16 protein-coding genes are annotated in these 23,602 nt (G+C 59.8%); 6 read left to right on the top strand and 10 right to left on the bottom strand.

All coding sequences use genetic code 11. The features are described 5' to 3' along the window. Positions 1-17: 17 nt before the first annotated feature. Positions 18-1,298, bottom strand: a complete 1,281-nt coding sequence (gene waaA, locus POR16_RS02400) for a lipid IV(A) 3-deoxy-D-manno-octulosonic acid transferase (protein ID WP_005888459.1) — start codon at positions 1,296-1,298, stop codon at positions 18-20. 68 nt (positions 1,299-1,366) lie between these two features. On the opposite strand from waaA, the gene POR16_RS02395 reads away from it, so the two are divergent. From POR16_RS02395 to POR16_RS02380, 4 genes are read left to right on the top strand one after another with little or no spacing between them, the layout of a single operon-like run. Next, positions 1,367-1,699, top strand: coding sequence for an SMR family transporter (locus tag POR16_RS02395; protein ID WP_005888457.1), 333 nt, complete (start codon positions 1,367-1,369; stop codon positions 1,697-1,699). Positions 1,700-1,747: 48 nt separating this feature from the next. Further along, a complete protein-coding gene (locus POR16_RS02390) occupies positions 1,748-2,923 on the top strand; it encodes an NAD(P)/FAD-dependent oxidoreductase (RefSeq protein WP_005888454.1) in 1,176 nt (391 codons plus the stop codon). Continuing rightward, positions 2,920-3,735: an aldo/keto reductase gene (locus POR16_RS02385; RefSeq protein ID WP_005888452.1), complete on the top strand. Its 816-nt coding sequence runs from the start codon at positions 2,920-2,922 to the stop codon at positions 3,733-3,735. The genes POR16_RS02390 and POR16_RS02385 overlap by 4 nt, the downstream gene beginning before the upstream one ends. A 37-nt stretch (positions 3,736-3,772) precedes the next feature. Next, a complete protein-coding gene (locus POR16_RS02380; protein ID WP_005888450.1) occupies positions 3,773-4,735 on the top strand; it encodes a hypothetical protein in 963 nt (320 codons plus the stop codon). Between the two features lie 34 nt (positions 4,736-4,769). Here the strand turns inward: POR16_RS02380 and hldE are convergent, their stop codons facing one another. Together hldE and msbA are read right to left on the bottom strand one after the other, a co-directional pair. After that, positions 4,770-6,191, bottom strand: a complete 1,422-nt coding sequence (hldE, locus tag POR16_RS02375; protein WP_024668649.1) for a bifunctional D-glycero-beta-D-manno-heptose-7-phosphate kinase/D-glycero-beta-D-manno-heptose 1-phosphate adenylyltransferase HldE — start codon at positions 6,189-6,191, stop codon at positions 4,770-4,772. A gap of 124 nt (positions 6,192-6,315) precedes the next feature. Then, the gene (gene msbA / locus POR16_RS02370) at positions 6,316-8,118 is read right to left on the bottom strand and encodes a lipid A export permease/ATP-binding protein MsbA (RefSeq protein WP_005888445.1); all 1,803 of its coding nucleotides are present in this window, start codon (positions 8,116-8,118) and stop codon (positions 6,316-6,318) included. A gap of 211 nt (positions 8,119-8,329) precedes the next feature. Between msbA and POR16_RS02365 the strand changes: the two genes are divergently transcribed. Further along, positions 8,330-8,968, top strand: coding sequence for a BUD32 family EKC/KEOPS complex subunit (locus POR16_RS02365; RefSeq protein WP_005888443.1), 639 nt, complete (start codon positions 8,330-8,332; stop codon positions 8,966-8,968). Between the two features lie 47 nt (positions 8,969-9,015). Here POR16_RS02365 and POR16_RS02360 read toward each other — a convergent pair whose 3' ends face one another. The 7 genes from POR16_RS02360 to POR16_RS02330 are packed head-to-tail and all read right to left on the bottom strand — an operon-like array spanning position 9,016 to position 17,146. Further along, positions 9,016-10,191 carry a membrane protein gene (locus tag POR16_RS02360; RefSeq protein WP_005888441.1) on the bottom strand — a complete coding sequence of 392 codons (1,176 nt, stop codon included), beginning with the start codon at positions 10,189-10,191 and terminating at the stop codon, positions 9,016-9,018. Further along, positions 10,181-10,954: a hypothetical protein gene (locus tag POR16_RS02355; RefSeq protein WP_005888439.1), complete on the bottom strand. Its 774-nt coding sequence runs from the start codon at positions 10,952-10,954 to the stop codon at positions 10,181-10,183. The genes POR16_RS02360 and POR16_RS02355 overlap by 11 nt, the downstream gene beginning before the upstream one ends. 31 nt (positions 10,955-10,985) lie before the next feature. After that, the gene (locus tag POR16_RS02350) at positions 10,986-11,942 is read right to left on the bottom strand and encodes a glycosyltransferase family protein (protein ID WP_005888437.1); all 957 of its coding nucleotides are present in this window, start codon (positions 11,940-11,942) and stop codon (positions 10,986-10,988) included. A 30-nt stretch (positions 11,943-11,972) separates the two neighbouring features. After that, on the bottom strand, positions 11,973-13,382 hold the full coding sequence (locus POR16_RS02345) for a PIG-L family deacetylase (protein WP_024668644.1): 1,410 nt from the start codon (positions 13,380-13,382) through the stop codon (positions 11,973-11,975). After that, positions 13,379-14,275, bottom strand: a complete 897-nt coding sequence (locus POR16_RS02340) for an antimicrobial resistance protein Mig-14 (protein ID WP_005888431.1) — start codon at positions 14,273-14,275, stop codon at positions 13,379-13,381. The genes POR16_RS02345 and POR16_RS02340 overlap by 4 nt, the downstream gene beginning before the upstream one ends. After that, complete coding sequence (locus POR16_RS02335) at positions 14,275-15,405, bottom strand: glycosyltransferase (RefSeq protein ID WP_005888429.1); 1,131 nt, start codon at positions 15,403-15,405, stop codon at positions 14,275-14,277. Before POR16_RS02335 ends, POR16_RS02340 begins: the two co-directional genes overlap by 1 nt. Then, positions 15,389-17,146, bottom strand: a complete 1,758-nt coding sequence (locus POR16_RS02330; protein ID WP_005888427.1) for a carbamoyltransferase family protein — start codon at positions 17,144-17,146, stop codon at positions 15,389-15,391. The genes POR16_RS02335 and POR16_RS02330 overlap by 17 nt, the downstream gene beginning before the upstream one ends. A 301-nt stretch (positions 17,147-17,447) precedes the next feature. On the opposite strand from POR16_RS02330, the gene POR16_RS02325 reads away from it, so the two are divergent. Then, positions 17,448-23,573 carry a membrane-targeted effector domain-containing toxin gene (locus tag POR16_RS02325; protein WP_005888425.1) on the top strand — a complete coding sequence of 2,042 codons (6,126 nt, stop codon included), beginning with the start codon at positions 17,448-17,450 and terminating at the stop codon, positions 23,571-23,573. Positions 23,574-23,602: the final 29 nt, after the last annotated feature.

Below are 23,602 nucleotides of genomic sequence, written 5' to 3'. Positions count from 1 at the left end.
TCCGCGTCCTTGCCGATTCAGCGCTTGGCCATCAAACGCCCGATCCCGTCCAGCAAGCGCTGCAAAGCGCCCTGATTGGCTTTCATCACCGCAAGCCCGGCATCGGCCATGCTGCAGGCCTGTTGTGGCTGGTCGATCAGGCGCTGCACCGCGGCGGCCAATGCGGTCGCATCGCTGACCTCTTGCAAGGCACCGGCATTGCGCAGCATTGCGGCTATCTCAAGGAAATTAAACAGGTGCGGGCCGCTCAGTACCGGTTTGGTCAGTGCCGCAGGCTCCAACAGGTTGTGTCCGCCGTTGGGCACCAGGCTGCCGCCAACGAAGGCAATGTCGGCCAACGCATAGAGAAACAGCAATTCGCCCATGGTGTCGCCCATCAGCACCGAAACCTCCGGAGTGACAACCTGAGCGGATGAACGCCTAACGGTGACAAAACCCTGCTGGTTACACAGCGCATGTACGCTGTCGAACCGTTCGGGATGCCTTGGGACCAGAATCAGCAATGCATCGGGGTGCGTGGCCAGTAACCTACGATGCGCGGCCAAGGCAATTTCGTCTTCGCCTTCATGAGTGCTTGCCGCAATCCATACCGGACGCTGCGCTGCCTGCCATTGCTCGCGCAGTTGCGCGGCGTGTGCCAGCAATTGCGGATCGACGCTCAGGTCGAATTTGATAGAACCGGTAACAGCCACGCACTCGGGACGCGCGCCCAGATCACGAAAACGCTGTGCTTCCACTTCGGTCTGCACCGCGAACCAGGCCATTTCCGCCAGCATCGGTCGCGTCAGTTTCGCAAAACGTGCATACCCCCGTGCTGACCGCTCGGACAGCCGCGCATTGGCAAGCACTACGGGGATCCCGCGCCTGGCGCACTGATGAATATGATTGGGCCACAGTTCGGTTTCCATGATGATGCCGAGCCGCGGCTGCACATGGTCAAGGAAACGGCCGGCGGCCCACGGCAGGTCGTATGGCAGGTAACAGTGCTGAATGCGCGGCTCGCTGGCGAACATCGCCTTGATTCGCTCCGAACCTGTGGGCGTCATGCAAGTCACAGTGATCGGCAGTTGCGGATAGTGCGCCAGCAGCGCACGAATCATCGGCGCTGCAGCGATGCTTTCGCCCACCGACACCGCATGCACCCATATCCCGCCGCGCTGCATGGCAGGCAAGCCACTGGCGAAACGCTCGCCGATGCGCTGGCGATACGCAGGGGCCTTGCGCGCACGCAGCCAGAGGCGCAGGGCCACTAGCGGCAGGCCAAGATGAAACAGCACGGTATAAAGGGTTCTATTCATGGCGCGGAGTTTATCAGCCCGCCATCACAAGCCGCTAGAATGCGCAGCCTGACGAAAAGGAATGCACCATGAACGCTTACTACCTGTTGGCTATCGCCGTCTGCGCGGAAGTCATCGCCACCACGTCCATGAAAGCCGTCAAGGGATTCAGCACACCCCTGCCCTTACTGTTGCTGATCACCGGCTATGCAATCGCGTTCTGGATGCTGATTCTGGTGATGCGCACTATCCCGGTCGGTATCACCTACGCCATCTGGTCGGGCATGGGCATCGTCCTGGTGAGCATCGCAGCGTACTTTATCTACGGCCAGAAACTCGACCTGCCGGCCCTGCTGGGCATGGGAATGATCGTGGCTGGTGTGGCGGTCATCCAGCTGTTCTCGAAAACCGCCGGGCATTGAAAACCTGATCCTTTATAATGCTGGTACTTTTTGCTCACTGAGGTGCTCATGCCATCGGTTATTTCCACTGACGTGCTGATTGTTGGGGCTGGCGTAGCCGGTCTCTGGCTCAATGCCAGGTTGCGTCGTCAAGGGTTCTCGACAGTGCTGGTAGAAAGCGCCAGCCTGGGTGGCGGGCAAAGTCTAAAGTCGCAGGGGATCATTCACGGCGGCGCCAAATACGCCCTGCACGGCGCGCTGTCCGGTGCCTCCGAGGCCATTGCCGACATGCCCCGCCGCTGGCGTGAAGCGCTCGACGGCAAGGGCGAGCTGGACCTGTCGGGGGTGCGCCTGCTGTCCGAAGCCCATTACCTGTGGTCGCCTGGCACCCTTGCCGGCAACCTGACCAGTTTCTTCGCCAGCAAGGCAGTGCGCGGCCGCGTGGATCAGGTCAAGGGCGAGCAATTGCCGCCCGCCCTGCAAAACCCGAAATTCAAGGGCAAGGTCTATCGGCTGGCCGAACTGGTGGTCGATGTGCCCAGCCTCATCGGACGACTTGCACAGCTGGCAGATGACAGCCTGCTGGCGGGGCAGAATATCGAGCCGCTTTACGAGACAGACGAGCTGGTCGGCCTGCGTGTCGATGGTCGCGCCATTCATGCCCAGCGCATTGTGCTCAGCGCAGGCGGAGGCACTGCCGACCTGCTGAACGCGCTTGGCGTGTCGCAGCCACAGATGCAGCGCCGTCCGCTGCACATGGTGCTGGTCAAGGGGCCCACCCTGAAACCGTTGTTCGCTCATTGCCTGGGCGGCGGCACCAAGCCACGCATCACGGTGACGACCCACCCCGCAGCCAATGGCCAATGGGTGTGGTATCTGGGTGGCGATCTGGCCGAAGCCGATGGCGTGGCCCGCGAACCGGACGCGCAGATTGCCGTCGCCCGCAAGGAGCTTGAAGCCTTGCTGCCGTGGATCGACCTGAGTCAGGCGCAATGGGCGACCCTGCGAGTGGACCGAGCCGAACCTGCCCAGTCAGGGCTAGTCCGCCCGGACAACGCCTTTCTCGACAGCCAGCATCGTCTGATGGTGGGTTGGCCAACCAAACTGGCGCTGGCTCCGGACTTCGCTGACCGGGTTCTGTCGCAGCTGTCGAGGGACGGCATCCACCCAACGCCACAAGCACCGCTGGTGGACGTGCCACGGCCGCCAATGGCCATACCTGTCTGGGATGAACTGCTGCCATGAGCCTGAAGACCCTGCACGACCTGCATCGCCCCCTCGGCAGCACCGGCCTGAGCGTCTCGCCGCTGGGCCTGGGCACCGTCAAACTGGGGCGCGACGTGGGCGTCAAATACCCCAGCGGTTTCAAAATTCCCGATGACCAGCAGGCGCAGATGCTGTTGCGCATGGCCCGCGACATGGGCATCAACCTGATCGACACCGCACCGGCTTACGGCACCAGCGAAGAACGCCTAGGCCCTTTGCTGCGTGGTCAACGCAATGACTGGGTGATCGTCAGCAAGGTTGGTGAGGAATTCAACAATGGCCAGTCCAGTCACGATTTCAGCGCGGCACACACCCGCAAGTCAGTCGAGCGCAGCCTGAAACGTCTTGAAACTGACTTTCTCGACCTGGTTCTGGTGCATTCGGACGGCAACGACCTGGCGATTCTCAATGAGGCAGAGGTGTACCAGACGCTCGCCGAACTCAAGCGCGAAGGCAAGATCCGTGGCTACGGTTTTTCTGGCAAAACGGTCGAGGGCGGCCTGCTGGCATTGCGCGAAGGCGACTGCGCGATGGTCACCTATAACCTCGCCGAACAGCACGAAAAACCGGTCCTGGACTACGCTGCCGCCCACGGCAAAGGCATTCTGGTCAAAAAGGCGCTGGCCAGCGGTCATGCCTGCCTGACGCCCGGCACCGACCCGGTGCAGGCCAGTTTTCAACTACTGTTTGAACACCCGGGAGTTGTCAGTGCTATTGTCGGGACCATCAACCCGCTGCACCTGGCGCATAACGTTGCCACCGCCGCTGCCGTAATTTGCCGTCAAGCCTGATTTAAGGCGGCCGACCCCAACGCAAGAAGGAGCCGTTATGCCGCGAACACTGATCCGGAAAAACCCCAGCAACTTCAAGACTCTGCCGCTGTTTGTCGAAGCCACTCCCGAAGGCCTGAGCTATCAGAGCGTCGGCATGCCGATGAACTTCGCCCAGACCTTGCAGCGGCGGCGCAAGATCGAAGTGCCGGACACCGAGCGCTTCTCTGCCGAACTGGCCAACCTGGGGGTTTCGGTGCGCCTGACCGTCAGTTGGCAGAATCGCGATTACTGGGTGCTGGTCCGTCAGCGTCGTCAGGACCGCGGTGACGTGGTACTCAAGCTGATTTCGGGCTACGTACCGGCCCACGAGCTGGCATTGCCTCTGCACACAGCTATTCAGGAAGTGGCCGAAGAATGCCTGATCGAAACGCCTCAAGGCTGGCTGAACGGCCTGTTCAAGGAAACCTGGCTGCCTGCGCCTTACGCTGCGGCGCTGCATTATCGTGATGCCCTGCCCTTTCGCCTGAGCCCGCTGTCCGGTGCCGCTCGCCCGGTACGCAGCGGCAACCTGACACTCATCGAACGGCCTCGGGCCTACGTGCATCTGCCCACGGCGTCACTGCAGCTGATTTACGACATGCGCCTGGAAATCCCCAAAGAGGCGCGCCCGATCAGCTTGTTCCACGTCGATGAGGCGCTGGAAAACAATGAACTGGTCGCCCGCTTGAACCGCAGCAAACCGGACCTGTACCTGATGCCGCTGGAAAACGGATCGCCGCTACCCGAGTTGTACACGCTGAAACGCGACAAGCTGAGCCCTGCAGGAACTCGCGGGCTGTATCTGGCAGAGAGTTTCGCTGCCCAGGATGGCTGGGTGGTGAGAGAGGAGCGGATTCGCTGGAAAGACTGGTTGCGCCAGCAAGGCATGGCCCCGCCACCAAAGAAAACCGGCTTCAAACGCCTGACCGTCAAGGCTCGGGAACTGTTGCAGATGGCTCGGGGCAGCCTGAGCAAGTAGCTGCAAGCTTGCGGCTTGCAGCTATATATTGCCATTACTGACTGCGGATCTTCTCGACGATGGCCGTTGTCGAGCTGTTTTCCACCAGACCCAACACCCGCACCTCGCCGCCGTAGGCCTGAACGATATCGGCGCCGACCACCTGATCGACTCCGTAATCCCCACCTTTGACCAGCACGTCAGGCTTGACGTGAGTCAGCAGGTTCTCGGGCGTGCCCTCAGGGAAACTGATCACCCAGTCCACCGCGCCCAGCCCGGCCAGTACGGCCATGCGCCGGTCAACGCTGTTGATCGGACGCCCCGGCCCTTTCAGGCGGCTGACAGAAGCGTCGTCATTGACCGCCACAATCAAGCGATCGCCCAGTGCCCGCGCCTGTTCCAGATAGGTTACGTGACCGGCATGGAGGATATCGAAGCAGCCATTGGTGAAGACGATTCTTTCCTTGTGCGCACGCGCATCATCGACCGCCAGCAGCAACTGCTCCAGGCCCAGCACGCCACGCTCGGAGCCTTCTTCGCGCTGGATGGCACGGCGCAGCTCAGGGGCGCTGATTGCAGCAGTACCCAGCTTGCCAACCACGATGCCTGCCGCCAGGTTGGCCAGCGCAACGGCATGGGGCAATTCTTCGCCCGCCGCAATCGCCGCTGCCAACGTGGAAATGACGGTGTCGCCCGCGCCCGTCACGTCGAACACTTCGCGGGCTCTGGCGGGCAGGTGCAGCGCCTGTTGATCAGGACGCAGCAACGTCATGCCATGCTCGCCGCGAGTCACCAGCAAGGCGCCTAGATCGAGTTCCTGCATGAGTTGCGCCCCTTTGGTGACCAATTGGGCTTCATCGACGCAGTGACCGACAATGGCCTCGAACTCGCTCAGGTTCGGGGTGATCAGGCTGGCACCACGATAAATCGCGAAGTCCTTGCCCTTGGGGTCGGCCAGTACCGGGATGCCACGCTTGCGGGCGGCCTGAATCAGCGCCTGATGGTTTTTCAGTGCGCCCTTGCCGTAATCGGACAGGACCAGCACCTTGATGCCGTCCAGCAAACTGTAAACTTCTGCGCTCAGCGCCAGCGGGTCGGTGTTGAAGGGTTCTTCGAAGTCGATACGCAGCAACTGCTGGTGGCGACTCATGACGCGCAATTTGACGATGGTGGGCTGGTCGGCGATGCGCTGAAAACGCGCCAGAACGCCAGCTGCCTTAAGGCTGTTGGCTAGACTTTCGGCGGCCTCGTCGTCACCTGTCACACCGACCAGAGACGCCGGCGCGCCCAGCGCAGCGATGTTCAGGGCTACGTTGGCGGCACCGCCCGGACGGTCTTCGATCTGATCGACCTTGACCACAGGCACCGGCGCTTCAGGGGAAATACGCGAGGTACCACCATGCCAGTATCTGTCGAGCATGACATCACCGACCACCAGGACAGGGGCCTGATCAAAGCGCGGCATGGTTAGCTTCATGGAACAACCCGTACTAGAAAAATGGACAGGGGCGGAATCTTAGCACAGGGGTTTGCAACCGACAGGCTGTTGAGTTTCGCCGCCAAAAGGCAGGCAGGCTGCATCAGCCCGCCCGATAGTGAGGTCAGACAGCGCCGACAGGAGCAGGCTCATCCAGCCCCATTGCATGCAAACGAGCGTAGTAGCCGTTCTGCGCAAGCAGCTCTGCATGGGTGCCCCGCTCGACGATCTGCCCGGCGTCCATGACCAGGATCAGGTCGGCCTTTTCGATGGTCGAAAGGCGATGGGCGATGACCAGCGTGGTACGGCCCTTCATGACGTGATCCAGCGCCGCCTGGATGTGCCGCTCCGATTCGGTATCGAGGGCGGAAGTCGCCTCGTCGAGAATCAGCAGTGGCGCATTCTTGAGCAAGGCGCGAGCAATCGCCAGACGCTGCCGTTGACCACCGGACAGCAACACGCCGTTTTCGCCCACCTGAGTGTCGAACCCTTGCGGCAGTTGGTCGATGAATTCCTTGGCGTACGCATCGGCGGCAGCGGCCTCGATATCGGCACGCGGCGCCCCTGCCAGGTCGCCATAAGCGATGTTGTTGGCGATGCTGTCATTGAACAGCGTGACGTTCTGGTTGACCTGAGCAATATGCCTGCGCAGGTTGCGCAGCCGGTAATCATTGATCTCGACGCCATCGAGCAGGATATTGCCCAGATTGTGACCATAAAACCGCGGGATCAGGTTGGCCAGCGTCGACTTGCCGCTGCCAGAACGGCCTACCAGGGCGATCATCTGCCCCGGCGCCGCCGAAAAGCTGATGTCGTTCAGGACCTGACGCGCAGTTTCCGGATAGAAGAAGCTGAGGTTCTTCACCTCGAGATGGCCGGAGACACGCTCACGCTCGATAGAGCCTGTGTCGACCTCTTCTTCGACATCCAGCTGCTCGAAGATGCTTTCGGCACCTGCCACGCCCTTCTGAATGGTCGAACTGACTTCCGACAACTGACGGATCGGCTTGGGCAACAGGCCTGCGGCCGTGATGTACGCCACCAGATCGCCTGCGGTTGCATCGCCACGCAGAAACAGCACCAGAAACATCAGCACCGCCATGGCGGTGTAGATCACCAGTTGCAGCATCGGCGTATAGATTGCGCCGGTCTTGGTCATGCGCAGTTGTTTGCGGGTATTGCTGTCACTGGCCTGAGCGAAGCGCGCCTCTTCGTAGGACTCGCCGCCGAAACTGCGCACCACGCGATAGCCATGAATGGTTTCCGACGCAACGTGGGTCACGTCGCCCATCGCCACTTGAATCTTCTTGCTCTGCTTGCGGAATTTCTTGCTCGCACTGCCCACCATCACGGCAATCAGCGGCAGGATTGCCAGCATCACCAAGGTCAGCTTCCAGTTCATCATCAACAGGTAGATGAACAGGAACACCACAGTCAGGCCTTCGCGAATCACGACCTTGATAGCATCGGTGGCAGCACCGGTCACCATGGTGACGTTGAAGGTGATTCGCGAGATCAGGTGACCAGAATTGGTCGTGTCGAAATAGCGGTTGGGCAGGACCAGCAGTTTGTTGAACAACTCGACCCGCAGATCATGCACCAGCCCCAGCGAGACCTTTGCCAGGAAATAGTTACCCAGAAACGAGCCAAGGCCCTGCCATGCGGCAATCAGAACGATCAGCAGCGGCACGGCCTGCAGCAGTTGCAGCTCCCGCAGGTAAGGCACATTGGGAAACAGCACGGCCTCGGGATTGGTCAGGCCATCGACAAAGTATTTCAGGATGCCCGCGAGCATCGGCTGGGTCGAGGCGAAAATCACGAAACCAATGATACTGAGCAGGAAAATGCCCACATACGGACGCACGTAAGACAACAGACGGAAATAAATTTTCACGCTGGAGGTTGCGGACGATTCGGAAGTTGTCATGAGAGTCCGTCGTGTTAAAAAGAGGCCGAATTGTATCACAGCAGTTTTCGCGGCTGCCTGCTGCGGTAACATAGGCAGCCCGTCCATTCCCGGGGGCTTCTGATCGCTGCCCGAAGCCTGCAAGCCTGGCTTCTGCCCGAAGGGCCAGAATCGAAGGTAGGCTTATGTATGACGATCATTGGGCCCTTGGGGCGTAAAAACCGGAGTATCGATGCAAGCGCTTGACCACGCCCACTACCTTGACCTGGTTCAAGGTGCCGAAGTGCTTGAAGCCGACGGCACGGGCGATAAAGTACTACGTCTGCGTGACGGGTCGATGTTGAAATTGTTTCGGCGCAAGCGCCTGGTCAGCTCGGCAGCCTGGTATCCCTATGCCCAGCGCTTCGCAGACAACTGCGTGACACTGGCCAATCGTGATATCCCCTGCCCGCGCGTACTCACGGTCTGCCGAATTGCCGAGATAGAGCGCGACGCCGTCCATTACGAACCGCTGGCCGGTTACACCCTGCGCCAACTGCTGGGCAGCGCGCTCGCCGACGACAAGCTGCGCACGCAACTGGGCCGTTTCATTGCCAGCCTGCACGAGAAAGGGGTGTACTTTCGCTCGGCCCACCTGGGCAACGTGATTCTTACGCCAGAGGGCAACCTGGGCTTGATCGATATCGCCGACATGAAGACCTACCGCCACTCTTTGCGCAAAAGCCTGCGCCTGCGAAATTTCAAGCACATGCTGCGCTATCAGGAAGACCGTCAGTGGCTGCTGGACAATGGTAACCCGGCATTTCTGGAAGGCTACATGAGCGCTCAGACCCTGTGTCGCACTGGTGAGCTTACCCAGGCAATGATCTGAAAAAAATGGCCGCTCAAAAGGCGGCCATTTTTCATCAAGCGCTGATATCAGACAGCCGCAGCACGTTCCAGTCGATACGTCTGCACCACACGTCCCAGCACCATGGTCGCCGGCAGCAACACCAGCACCCAGAGTTCGTCGGGGTTGCCCACCAGCTGGCCGCCGTCGAAATTGAGCATCACCAGCGCGCACGCCAGGTAGAGGCCCCACGCGTCGCCCTTGCGCAAGGCGTTCCACAGCGTCATTGCCATCACCACCAGAAACATCACCAGCGAAGCGGCACCGGTATAGAGCCCCAGCGACACAAAGATGTTGTGCGGGTGCTGAATCGGTATGCCGCCAGTCAGTGTCTGAGTGGTATAGAAATCGACACCACACCCTAGCAGCCAACCGCAGCGACGCCATTCGCCGGTCATGATTTCAAACAGCTCGATGCGGTAGGAGTCGCCTCTGACCATCAACAAGGTCACCCACTGCTCATCCTTCACGAACCAGAAACCTGCCGCCGCGACGATGCCCAGCACCACCAGGGCCGCGACGGTGCGCAACGGGAAGCGGTAGATCGAATACACAGTGCAGGCAAAAAACAGGAACCCGGCACCCACCAGAGCGGTGCGCGTCTGGACGACGAACGCCGTTATCACCAGCGTAAAAATGACGCCGCAGACCGCCTCGGCCCAGCGTTGCTCTCTGGCCCAGAGTGGCAGGGCCAGTGCAAGACTGCACACCAGCCAGGCGCTAGCGTAAATCACGTTTTCCATGCGCCCCGGCAGGATCGCCACGCGCTGACCGAAGATGAACTGCCCGGTCACCCAGCTGTGAATCGAGCTGAGCAGGATGTACAGACCGACGGCCCAGAACATGCCGCGCACGAAAAGCCCGCGCCGGAAGAAGCCGTTGTCTGCGATACCGGCAACGACGAAGACAAACAGGCTGACGTATATGATGTGCTTGTAGTACTGAAACTCCTGCGCCTGCAGCGCCGGGACCAGAAAGCACGCCATGAACACAACCCAGGCAATGCCCAGCGGTTTGGCAAATACACCCGCGCCACGGTACTTGATCAAAAAGAACAAGCCCGGCAAGGCCGTGAGTGCATAGAACAGGTTATTGGTGATCTTGGCTGACGAGTTGAGGATAAAACTCAGCAGAAAGACAACAATCGCTGCGGTGAAATACGCTTGTACTTTGCTGCTGGGGATTCTGATACGGTCAACTGACATTATTGAGCAACCAACCTGCTACGAGACCTGCGAACACCGCCACGATCAGCTTGACGCGATCCCGGCGCTTGCGACGCTGTTTATCCAGCCGCTCCTGCGGCACCACCACATGCTCACCGAAACCGGTGTGCAACACGGCATCATTTTCCAGAATCAGAGCGTAACGGTTTTGCGAAGCGAATAATTGTGAAAGTTTCTTCTCTCCACCGTGGCCAGAATAAGGCGCATGCTGCCGGTAATCGGCCAGCCGACGCAACCCGGGGTTGAATGAAAACCCCTGCCACTCGGGCTTGCTCGAACCGAGCCGGTAAAACGGAATACCATCGACCACTTCGCGCTCATTCAGGTAGACATAAGGGCTGTGAATGCGCAGGTCGTGATTGTAGCTGCGCAACCAGACCTGCAGCGCCTGCGGGTCATGGGTGAGCAGGGTCATCGACTCTTCGATGAAATGCGGACGGTAGAAATCCCAGTCATCTTCGCAATGGAAAACCCATGACGTCTCGACCATCGAATAGGCGCTATCGACCGAGCGCATCTGCCCCAGCTTCGGGTTGTTGATGATGAACCGAGTGTGAGGACGCCAGTGTTCCGGAATGCACGCCTCGACCTGAACATCACCCGAGTCTTCGGTAATCAGCACCTGGCGTATGGGCGCAGTGTTGAAACGGTCGAACGTCTCCAGAGTGCGCTTCAACAAGTCGAAGCGACCACAACTGGTTACGACCAGTGTGATGTCGCTGTTTTCGCTGAAAACCATCATTCGTTCCCGCTCATTGAATATTCATAAAACATCACCAGCCCCAACGTGACCGCAAGCGATCAACCCAGCTGGCGGCTGGCATGCTGCGCAATGGCGCACGCATGGCCTCCACAATCGCATTGCCAAGGGCATGGAATGTAAAGCGTTCCTGAACCAAAGTCTGCCCGTTACGCGAGATTTCGCTGGCAAGTTCGGCGTTATCCCGCAATTGTGCCAGTTTTTCACGCAGTTCGGGAATGTCGCGGTAGAGCACGATATTGCGCATATCCTCAAAACCCAGTGCGCGGTTTTCTTCAGCACCCTGGTCAAAAGCGAACAGCACACACCCGCAGGCCATGGCTTCGAAATTCTTGATCATGTATTCGCCCATGCCGACATCGGCACTGACGAAAAAACGGATCCGGTTCAGGGTGTCGCAATATTCTTCCCCGGACTTGGTGCGCGTTACCAGCAGGTTTTCGACCTGCCCCAACTCATCCAGCAGAGCCTTGCGGCCACTGTAGGCGACGCTGTTGGTGCTGCCGACAAACGCCAGCTCGATGTCGCGCTCGCGGCTTTGCAACTGCAGCAGGCTCTGGTCATAGCCCTTAGGCACAAAGACTGCGTCGAAGCCCTCTTCACGCAGGCGTTCGCTGACCATGAACCCCGAGCAGATAACTCTGACCCACGGCAGCTTGCGATAGTGCGCGCTGAACTTGCCGGTGTATTTGCAAGGGATGTAGTTCTGGTAAGCGTCGTGCTCGAGGATGACCAGATTGGGAATCGTGCGGATGAACGCGACCTGGCGCACTTCCTGTTTGAAACGCAGAAAAAACACGATCCGGTCGTAACGGCCGACGTCCACTTCGCGACGGAAATAGCTGCGCAGGTTGCGCTGCTCGTCGGAACTCAGCCAGCGCACATCGCATTCGCAATGGGCGGCGATGCCCTCGTAAAGACGGTCCAGAATGGCACGCTGCTCTTTCTGGACCAGAAGTAGGACTTTCATGGTTTTCCTTGCAGTACTGCGCCTGCTGAATCAGATATCACGGCTGCACCAGAACAGCTCGTGTCGTCGCACAGCTTTACGGAAGAATTCGTTTTCACCTTCGGCCGGCCAGCGCCGCCCCGCCAGAACGCGCTGTAATGCACGGCGCATGCGGCGCTTGAAAGGCATGCGCGGCAGCAGGTCATGCATCATGCCCAGCGCCATCGCCTTGTCCCGTTGCGTCGCCACCGACAGCTGAAGGCTGTAAGGCACCAGCGGCAATCGGGCATCGAACACCGGGGGCAGGCTGATACCTGTGTACGCATCGCCCATCGGCCAGCGGTCATTGTCATGCAGGTGGTTGGCGTAACCGAGTATCAGCTGCGGCTGCCACTCAAGGCCGACCAGCGCCTCACGCACTGCTGCCTGGGCGCAGATATGATCGGGGTGTGGATCAATGGCCGGATGCGGCATGACAATTACTTCGGGACGGGCCTTGAGGATCAGCGCGCGCAGGTCGGCGAGCAGGTTGTTCCAGGTCGGCTGGCCGTCGTCGCCGGGCAATGGCAGTGTGTTGAATTGGCGGAATAACCGGGTATCGGTCAGATCAGCCTCTCGCGAGCCGACAGGCACATCCGGCGCCGCCTGCATGGCAGGCAGTTGCAGGCAGAAATAGCCCAGTTGCACACACTGCGATTCCGGCACGCCACCCCAACGGGCAACGGCGATACTGTCCCATGCCCGCAAGCGGCCTTTCATGCGCGCAGCCTCGGCGCGCTCCATACCCATCTGCTGATAATGTTCGGCTTCAATTTCACCGGCAGTCAGCGTGACAATCCACGCTTCCTCGGCTTGGCTGTACAACCCGAAAGCGGCAAGTTCGGCATCGTCGGCGTGCGGCGCGATGACCATGACACGCTGTTTGCGTGCATCCGGCTGACGAAACAGCCAGAGACGCGGCGTGCCGGTCAAACGGCAGAAACGCCCGCGCAGGTGCAGCGCACCGGCAGCCAGTGAATCCCCCAGACCAGTCAGGTTCAGGTACCGAACGCCGCCGACGCCACGCTCGAAAGCCTGCCGGTCCTGCACATCAAACCCGCGAAGCTCGACGAACGGATCGAGAAAATGGCCCAGCCACGTACTGTCGATTGTCAGCGCCAGCACCAGCGTCTCGGCGCCGGTCAGTGACAGCGGCGCTTCCAGCAACAGCTTGCCACCCTGCAGGTGTAAGCCGGGCACTTCGGCATCGGCCGGAAAATTGTACTGATAGTCATCGGCTGGCGAATAAAACAGATGGTCGGCGAACCACGCCTCGTGTGCGACCCATGCGCAAACGGCCAGAAGCGGCACCAGCCACCAAGCCACCAGTGCGCCAAGCACGATAAGCGCCAACAGCCCACCCAGCAGCACCAGCCGTTTGTTACGGCGATGGCGCTTGAGCAATTGCTGCTTGCGGCTCAAATCTGGAACACCGGAACGGGATTGCACCATCGATCCTTATACTCGCGGTCGGCACGGCCAAAGGAAAAACGTAGCGACTTGCCCAAGGCGCGAGCGTCTTCCCAGGCGGACTGGGTGTTGACGAAGCTCAGCACGCTGCCCGGACTGAAATCCCGGGTTTCAGGATCTACGCCGCCATTGACGTACTCGACGCTGACCCACTGCGGCGCTTCAACGCGATACACCAGTTGAATGGCGACCGGGGCATCGTTGAGAAACACCACAGAGCCGATCAGCAGTTCGCGCAGCAGTTCGATAACCTCGGCCTTGTGCCGGGCGCCAGTGGCCGCAAAGCCCCAGCGACGCTGAAACAGATCGCAATACATGCTTGCCAGTTCGGCACTGCCGAACTCGCTGACCGGCCGCACCGTACCACCCGCCTCTTCCAGCAAACGCAGTTCGCGACGCTGGTTGTAACGAAACTTTTTGGACAACTCTTCAGGCGTACGCGCCATCGCCAGCGATTCGGCCTGCGGCTTGAAGGTGCTGACCCGGCCTTCGTTAAGCGCGGAGACGTAGCGAGCCTGGTGGCGAACCGGCACCTGAACGTCTTCAGCCATCGGCAGAATCAGCTCGGCATTGCCCAGATCGAACAGACCTTTCTTGCCGTGACGTTTCAGCTCGTCCTTGGACAGCGCCATTGAGCGCCCCCAGGTAGCAATTGCTGCCTTCAACTCACCGCCCTGCTCCCACGCCAGATAGCGCACGGGTATACCGGCAAGCCCTGAAAGGCGCGCAACCACCAGCGGGTGCGTGGCGACACTGCCGCCAAAGCGTTGCCATGCCTGCTCGTAGGCGGCAGCATCGATTTGCACCCAGCCACGTTCACGCCAGCATCTGAACCGGTTGAGCATCAGACCCCCGCCGTCAGGCTGGAGACTTGCGGCAAGCGCCAGAACACGTCGCGCACGGCATGGTCGGAAAACCGCTCGCGCAGACGCAGCAACATGCGTTCGGCACAATCCTGACGCTGCTCGGCATCCAGGCCCGCCATATGTACCAGGCCGTTTGCCAGGCTATGAATATCGCCGAGCGGGAACAACAGGCCGACATCCTCGACCACTTCCTTCGCGCCACCGCACGAGGTCGCCACCAGTGGCACACCGGCGACCATCGCCTCCAGCAAAACCATGCCGAACGGTTCGTGATCCGAGCTCAGGGCGAAGACGTCGAACGCCTTGAAGTAACGGCGCGCGTCAGCCACCTGTCCGAGAAACAGCACCTGCGCGCCGATGCCCAGCTCCAGGGCGAGTGCCTTGAGGTCTTCTTCAAGACGACCCTTGCCGAGAATCACCAGCTGGCTGTTCTCGGGAAGATTGGGCAACGCCTCGGCAAAACCGCGCAACAGCGTGGCCTGATCCTTGTCGGGATGCAGACGGCCGACGTTGGCCACGATCCACGCAGAAGGTGAAAGCCCCAGCTCGGCACGCGCATCTTCCGGGGAAAACTGGCTGCCTTGCAGTTGCTCGATATCAATACGGTTGTATAAGGTCTGAATACGCTCGGCCGGCCATTTGGGCAGGCTGCTGCGCATGTCGTCACGAACGGCATCGGACACCCCGAGCAGGCTCAGGCGCTTGCGAAACAGCGTGGCGAACAGCTTGCGCGAACGGCGCTTGTAGTCGCCAAACGCATGGTGCACGCCGATCACAGGCAGACTCGTGGCCAGCAGTGCGATGTAGACCGGCTTGAAGCGATGCGCAATGCAAAAGCTGAAGCTGCGCGTGGCAGCGATCTTGCGCAAGTCACGGATGGCGCCCAGCTTCAGGCCACGAATGGCACTGGAGCTGTACTCCATGAACAGCACTTCGTCCGAACCGCAATCAGCGACCACATCGGGGTCGGCGGCACCGGTCAGAAATACCGTTGTGACCCGATATCCCTTGCCGGCGAACAGGCTGGCGTATTGCCGTGCGCAGTCCAGAAAAGGCCCGTCATAGCCATGACAGAACTGCAGTACGTGACGTTCAGCCGAGCGTGTCATAAGTTTCGACGCCCTCTTTGACCACCAGGATGTCTTCCATGATCAGGTACTCGAGGTCCGAGCCGAAGAACATGTTCAGGGCATCGGTGGGCGAGCAGATCATTGGCTCTCCTCGGCGGTTGAGCGAGGTGTTCAGCGACACGCCGTTACCGGTCAGGCCTTCCAGCGCCTTCATCATGTCGTAGTAGCGCGGGTTGTACTCGCGCTTGAGCACCTGAGCGCGAGAAGTCCCGTCTTCGTGGACGACTTCCGGCACGCGGGTCTTCCATTCTTCTGCGACTTCGAAGGTGAAGGTCATGAACGGCGCAGGGTGATCGATCTTGATCATCTGCGGCGCAACGGTGTCGAGCATCGACGGGCAGAAAGGCCTCCAGCGCTCGCGGAACTTGATCTGATGGTTGATGCGGTCGGCCACACCGGTCACGCTTGGGCAACCGATGATCGAACGACCGCCCAGCGCGCGCGGGCCGAACTCCATGCGCCCCTGGAACCAGGCAACCGGGTTGCCCTTGACCATGATCTCGGCAATACGCTCTGGCGTATTGTCGATTTGACGCCAGACCGGCTTGCTCGGGTGACGGGCGCAGGCCGCGATCACGTCCTCGTTGCTGTACGAGGGGCCGAGGTAGACGTGTTCCATCTTCTCGACCGGCACACCACGGGCATGCGACACATAGGCTGCAGCGCCCACTGCCGTACCGGCATCGCCCGAGGCTGGCTGAACGAACAGCTCCTTGACCTCGGGACGGGCAATGATGCGCTGGTTCAACTTGACGTTCAGCGCACAGCCACCAGCGAACGCGATCTTGCCGGTTTCTTTGAGGATGTCACCCAAGTAGTGGTCCATCATCTGCAACGCCAGTTTTTCGAACAGCGCCTGCATGCTGGCGGCGTAGTGGATATAGGGCTCATCAGCCACATCGCCGACACGCTTGGGGCCAAGCCATTCGATCAGCTTCGGCGAGAAGTAGAAGCCCTTGCCGTTCTCTTTATAGCGACGCAGGCCGATGACGTTGGCCAGTTCGGTATTGATGATCAGCTCGCCGTTTTCGAAGGTAGCCAGACGCGAGAAGTCGTACTTGCTGGCATCGCCATACGGCGCCATGCCCATCACCTTGAATTCGCCGTCGAGCATTTCGAAACCGAGAAATTCGGTGATCGCGCCGTACAGCCCGCCCAGCGAATCCGGGTCGAAGAATTCCTTGATCTTGTGGATCTTGCCGTTTTCGCCGTAGCCGAAGAAGGTCGTGGCGTATTCACCCTTGCCATCGATGCCCATGATCGCGGTTTTCTCGGTAAAACCGGAGCAGTGGTAAGCGCTGGAGGCGTGGGCCAAGTGGTGTTCGACCGGCTCGATCTTGATCTTTTTCGGATCGAAACCCAGTTGCTCCAGGCACCAGACGATCTTGTTGCGATAACGCTTGTAGCGGCGGTTGCCCATCAGCAGCGCATCAAGTGCGCGATCCGGGGCGTACCAGTAACGCTTGGCGTAGTGCCAGCGTGCCTTGCCGAACAGGCTGATAGGGGCGAAGGGAATAGCTACCACATCGACGTCCGACGGCTTGATGCCTGCCTGTTCCAGACAGAACTTCGCCGACTCGTAGGGCATGCGGTTCTTTGCATGTTTATCACGAACGAAACGCTCTTCCTCGGCCGCTGCTATCAGCTTGCCGTCGATGTAAAGCGCTGCGGAAGGATCATGGCTAAGGGCGCCGGACAGGCCAAGGATCGTCAATGCCACTAGGGTCTAGCCTCTTTGTCTGCACACAGGCGCATCGCGCCCGAGAAAAGGTGTGCCCCCGCACAGCGGGCTGAGGGCAGCTAAAGGGCGGGATTATAACGTAATGGCCGAGGATTGGCTCGGCGGCCTGAAATGTCGCCGCTGACTCCCGCCAGGCGGTGTACGAAACGTCTCTTTCACTGCACTCAATATTTATCTACGACGTGCCGCCGCTTGCTTCTGATTAATTGAGGCCTTTAGTCGCTGGCCACGAAGGCCGCGCATCAAACCTCAGCGCATCAAGCGCAATGGAAAGCCTGTCATGACGCAAACGCTGCCCCTCTCATTCCCCGATCCATCTCCCCTGACGCCCGTTCCGCTTAAGCCCGCCGGCACCTGGCCTGCTGCTGCCGCTGCACTGCAAAGGCTCGATGAGCTGCGCACCGTTCTGGCCGGCGAACTGCAAGCGCTGCCCACACCTGCCGATTCCTTGCTGATCGCCCTGGAGGGGTCTGACGTTTCGGAGCGCGAGCTGGAAATCTTCAGCCTGCTGCAACAGGTCGATGACTACTGGACAGCCTCTGGCGAAACTGGTGAAAGCCGCCGCGAGCGGCTTGTACCTGCCTTACAGCGAGCCCTGCGCGATGAAGCCTGTGTGCGCATCCACGAGCGCGATATCGAGAGCGGCTACCTTGTTTGCCTGCCCGACTCGCCCGATAACCCGCAAGGCGCAGCGCTCACCTATTCCTCACTGCGGCTGCAGTTGCATGATGACGAACAGGTCGAAATGGCTGGTGTGCTGGCAATATCCAAGGAGCAAGGGCTTACGCTGCTCATGCTGCCAGGCCTTGGCATCATGGGGTTTGCCACGCAACCCATGATGCTCGCAACCCTCGCACGCTGGCTTAACACGCCGACCCTGCGGGATGCGCTGCTGAACAATGTGGAGAAACATCATCAGGATCGACTGGCCGAGATAAACCAGGACGCCGACCTGTTTCTGGAACCGTTCATTGCCGACGACGTGCATTTACAGCCCGTTACAAACGCACCCTTCACTCATGCTTTCGACAGGCTGCTCGACAAACAGCGCAACGACATCCGTTACGCCTGCGAACAGCCAGGCATCGCAGATAGCCAGACGCGCCAGTCGCTGATCAACGAGGCTATCAGCATGCCTGGCCTTTTTGGCCCTGCAGCAATGCTCGAACTGCGGGAGCTGACCAACACACAGCGTCAGTACCATCGGGCCATGCCGGAATGGATGAAGATTGCCAGCGAGGCCGACCTGCAGACTTATGCCGCACACCTGCAACGCTATGACGAAGCTCATACAGCGATGCTCAGTGTAATGGCCGGCGCTGCGTCCCCAGAGCAGTTTGCCGACATGCAATTGCGTGCGCGGATTGCCGATGACCTGGGCCATGACCTGGACCCACATGCGTTGACCATCGATACACTTCGCACAATACCGGCAACGAGCGAGACCTACCGCGTGAAACTCACGCTGGTCAAACTGGCACTCTACGGCCTGCATCCGGGTGACGAGGTTGCAGGTTCGAACTTCCTCGATCAGACCGTCATCACCCTCAATGGCCAACCACTGGACGCCGCGTACTCGCCCTTGAGCCCGGCCTACCTTGCAGAATTGATCGATGAACTCGACCTGCGGGCAAGTTTTGGCGATTTTCAGCGCACTGTCTGTCAGCAAGAGCACAGCCGGAAGACTCTACGCGCACTGGCGCGCTCCCGACTGACCACGCTTGGCTGGGCGGCCAGGATGCAGGGGCATATCCAGCCTGCTGATTTCACCATTGTCGCAGCGCTGACAAACCCGACAGAGCGGGCTTCTGATCCCGCATTAAGTGTGCAGCAGATCCGATTGAACGACAGCAGCTTGATGGCCAGGTTATTGGTGTTTCGCAAGCAAGACGCCCAAGGCCACACGCAGCGGCTGATCCTGGTCGCAACCGATGCACCCGGGCAGCAGTATTTCAAGGCCTTCGACACTGAAACCCAATTGCTCCACGAAGTGGTCGGCTGGACCGCATCGCCCTCAATGACAACCTATCTGCTCGATCAGGTAGAGGTCGCTGCCCGACCAGCCTTGGCAGAGCGGCTGACGGCCCTTGCGCTCAAGCCCCAGCCTTCGACAAATTTCATCCGGTTCATCGATCATGCCGACTGCGACTCGGCCCTGCTCGGTTTCATCGACGAACAAACTCGCGTGCTGCTCTCCGAAACCGCCCGCCACACCCCGGACTGGTATCTGCACGCCAGTCGCGCTCAGCGCCGTGAACTGCTGGCGCTCGAGCAAGCCATCGGCGGCGCACTCTACAACTATCAGGCCCAGCCGCACACACAGGTTCAGCCGTTCAAGGACTATGTACACCAGCGTGCCAGCCAGCAGATCGGCACCCTGTTGAACGTGCCTTCAGGCACGGTAGATCCCGACCTGATCGTGATCACCAGCGAGCGCGAAACACTGACTTACACACAAATGCTGCTCAATGGTTATGACGACAGCATCGACCCAATCCGCGCTGGCGCGGCCACCCACGCGACCTTCAGTGGCCCGACAGGCATCGACCTGAGCGCGCTGTCACCAGCAGCCGTAGCAGGTTCGGTACGCGGCCAGTGGCTGGCCGACGACTACATTGCCTTGATCAGAGGCACACTGCTGAACAGTGAAAGCGCTGGCTATGCCTACCGGCGGCAGTTCAGCGTGTTGATCACCCAGCTGCAGATGAAGGCTGCGGCACTGCGTAGCGTACTGAAGGGCCATATCGAAGCGGCGCACTATGCCTGGCTGAAAAAATCGCTGGATAACGCCCACCTGAGCGACCCGGCATCACGCGAACAATATCCGCTCTACCCCTTGCAAGTGCATGTAGATAAACCCCTCATTGGCTCGGGATTGAGCGATATAGACCAACTGGTTATCCCCAGCCCGTTACTCACCCACATAGAAACCGTTCAGGGCTGCCTGATAATCCTCCCGACCCGGATCCGACACGCTGCACTGCTCTACACGCCGCAGGCGCCTGACGGGATCGAGTTTCGTCTGTTCAGCGACTTCGTACGCTCGCTGGGCAGCGAAGGCATGATCGATTACTACAAGGACCGCTGCCGGATCAAGGCACGCAGGACGCTGGCTTTCTTCCTGCGCGACATGCAGCAAGGCAATGCCAACAAACCACCGGTCATTCCCAAGGCATTCATTTCAGACATGGCCGACACCTGCTTCAACCGGCCGCTGGAGCGCCGGTTGCGTGACGTGGAAGAGACCACCACTGGCCGCAACGACATGCTGGCCAGGCTGATATGGATCAGTGTCGAAATCATCGCCACCGCCCTGACCCTGCCCTTCCCGCCAGCAAGCTTTGCGGTTGGCAGTGTGCTTTCACTGCATGACAGCGGGCGGGCAATTGCCGCGCTGGCCGCCGGCGACCAGGAGCGCGCCACAACCTACATCCTGTCGGCACTGTTCAACGGCATCGGCGCGGGCAGCGATTTGCTGGTTGGCCTGAAAGGCTTTGGCGGCGTGCTGCATCAGCTTGAGCGCGGTAAGGGGCCGGCGTCGACAAAACGCGCGATCCAGCGGCGGCCTTCTCTGCCGCGTTACGAGGACTTGTACCCGGCAGAGCTGCAAGAACAGGTATTTCTGATCGGCAAGCCCAACACCAACGGGCACGCGGCTGTTTTCCACATACCCCACGTCACTTCGGCGCCCCCGATTGCGACAGGCCAGTTCGCCTTGCGAGAGGCTGGTGGTGCCTGGCAGCCCCTTCTCCCCATCGCTGACGCCAGGCCTCGTGCGCCATCCGGGCTGCGTATCGAGCTGGCCGTGAATGTCTCACTGGATAACGTGCCACGCATCGCCGATGGCCACGCGAAAGGCCTGTATGCAATAGACGGCAAGCGCTACATCAGGTTGTCAGACAGGACCTTTCAGGTTCAATACGATGCGCAGCTGCGCTGCTGGCAAGTCATCGACCCGGCCAACCCATTCGCGTTTTTCGGCAAACAGCCGGTCAGGCTGGGTGATCAGGGGGAGTGGCTGCTCGTCGAGCGGCAGCTTCTGCCTGGCGGGGGCCTGGACGGGCCGGCGAGCTACCGGCCACTGCCTGAAGAGCCTGCTGGAAACTCGATCGACCTGCTAAGCGATTACGAGATGCCACGCGCCATGCGGGCACATCTGGACATCATTATCAGCAAGGACGTTTTTGACCCGACCGGCGTAGGCCTAGAAGCCTATTTCGAGAGCTATTTCACGCAAGTGCGTGAGACTTTCGCAGCACGTCGGGAAAAACTCTATCAGGACGCTCAGGCATTTTTTGCCCGATTCTCTCCGCCGCCCAAGCCACCACTGCCCACCTATGACCTGCCCGGTAGCGTCGACACACTGATCAAACACGTGTTCGCCCACAACAACGGGCTGATCTTCAGCGAGGCCCCTAAATCGGTGTCCAGCAAGCGTCTGCTCCTGTTGAACATGCCTTTGCTGGCAGAGCAGCGTGTCGAGATCCTGTACATCGAACACCTGCTGACAGACAAGCACATGCCCAAACTGGCTCGATACCGTCAACTGGGCAAGAAGAGTCGCTCAGGCTCCCATGAGCTCAAGTACTACCTGCACGACACCAATCGCGGAGCCCTGAATAATTCAAGCACCGAGTACGATTACTACCATCTGGTCAAGGAAGCCCATCGTTGCGGCATTGAGGTGCGTCCGTTCAGTTCGTCGATCAGCTACCCGTTTCTCGGCCACACGGTGCAGGCCGCTGCTGATGATCCAGCGGCCACCATAAAGATGAGCAACTTTTTTGGGCACAGGCTCATCAGCCACGACATCCCGCCCGGCGCCTCGAAGCGCTGGGTGGCATTGCTCGACCAGAAAATAGCCACAACGCATGATCATGTGCCCGGCATTGCCGAAATGCACGGTGCAGTCAGTGTGCACGTACAGGACATCCCGGCAGGACGCCCGACCCGCATCAGGCAGGACGCTGGCTTGCTGCAGAGCGAAAACACCCCGAATCGCTGCGACTTCATCATTGCATTTGCCGACCCGGCGCTTACCGCCCCCCTGCCGTCGCCTGCCACCCCTCTGGACAACATGCTCATGCGCGAGCTTGGTAGCCCGACCGCTATCGCCGAAGGTGAGCAATGGGCAGGCGAGTACGGGTTCATCCTGAACGAAAACAATGCCTGGCAGCGCGTGGACCCGGAAGACTGGAGTGCCGACCGGCCAATGACAGCAATCCAGCAATCGTTGACTGACGCAACTTACGACATGCCACCGGATACCCGAACAACACTGCATACACTGGCGAACTTCGAAAAGAAGGGCCTCGATATGGAGTACTTCTTTGAAAACACCAAATTCGACACCGTTCGCCACACGTTCGGTCTGCGTCGCAAGAACCTGCAACAGGCCGCAGCGAACATCAGCGCAACAGCACTGCCACCTCGCCCGACATTGCCAGTCATACAGCCTCGGATAACCACTGCGGGGCTGCTTGAAACGCTCTTTCAGCACACCGATGGAGTTGTGGTAGGCGAGTCGCATTTTTCGGTGGCCAGTAAGAAGCTGATCATCGACAACCTGCCTCTGCTGTCGCAACAAAACGTCAAGACGCTGTACATGGAGCATCTGTTGACTGACCTTCATCAGGCGGACCTGGACCGTTTCCTCGAAACCGGGCAGATGAGCAAAACCCTGCTGCATGACCTGAAAACCCTGGACCGGGGGCATCTTACCGATCCGGACAAGGTGTATACCTTCGAACAGCTGATCATCAAGGCGCGGCAGCAAGGCCTGGAGATTCGGGCAATCGACTGCGCCAGCAGTTACCACCTCAAAGGCATAGCCAGTGAGGAATCCATCACCCGCCAGCAAATGATGAACTACTTTGCATCGCGCACGATGCGCAAGCATCAGGAGGTCATGGGGTCACACAAGTGGATCGCCTTGGTTGGCAATAGCCACTCCAATACCTATCAGGGCGTCGTGCCCGGTATTGCGGAACTGGAAGGCGGCATCGGCTTGCGGGTCGTGGACGTAGTGCCTGGGCAGTCCAAGGGCGTGATGGTAGACCCTGGAGAACTTGTTTCAGGGGATATCGCGACTTCCAACGTGTATCTAAAAGCCGATTATCGGGTGGAAATGGAGGTGCTGCGCACTCGGACGACCAGACCGCAGAGCATCGAACAACGCCTGTTCAAACCGGGAATGTTCATGGTGCAGCAAGGTGAAGACAACCTGCAGACCATCCTGCATCGTGCGCGCGACACGTGGGTTCACCGCACGCCGGTACACATCAATGCGGAGGGCAAACTGTATATCGAGCGTGTGCGCTGGCCGCGCCTGCATCTCAAGCCCTTCGAGGACATGGATGCACTGGTGAAAGCACTCGAGGCGATGAACCTCACCCGGGTCGACTGAGGTAGCACGCCGCCCGAAATGGGGCAGGC

Origin of the sequence: Pseudomonas coronafaciens pv. oryzae str. 1_6 (assembly GCF_000156995.2) — a bacterium.
Taxonomy (GTDB): domain Bacteria; phylum Pseudomonadota; class Gammaproteobacteria; order Pseudomonadales; family Pseudomonadaceae; genus Aquipseudomonas; species Aquipseudomonas tremae.
Note: the sequence above shows the minus strand (reverse complement) of the source record. Positions and strands in the feature narration are given on the sequence as shown.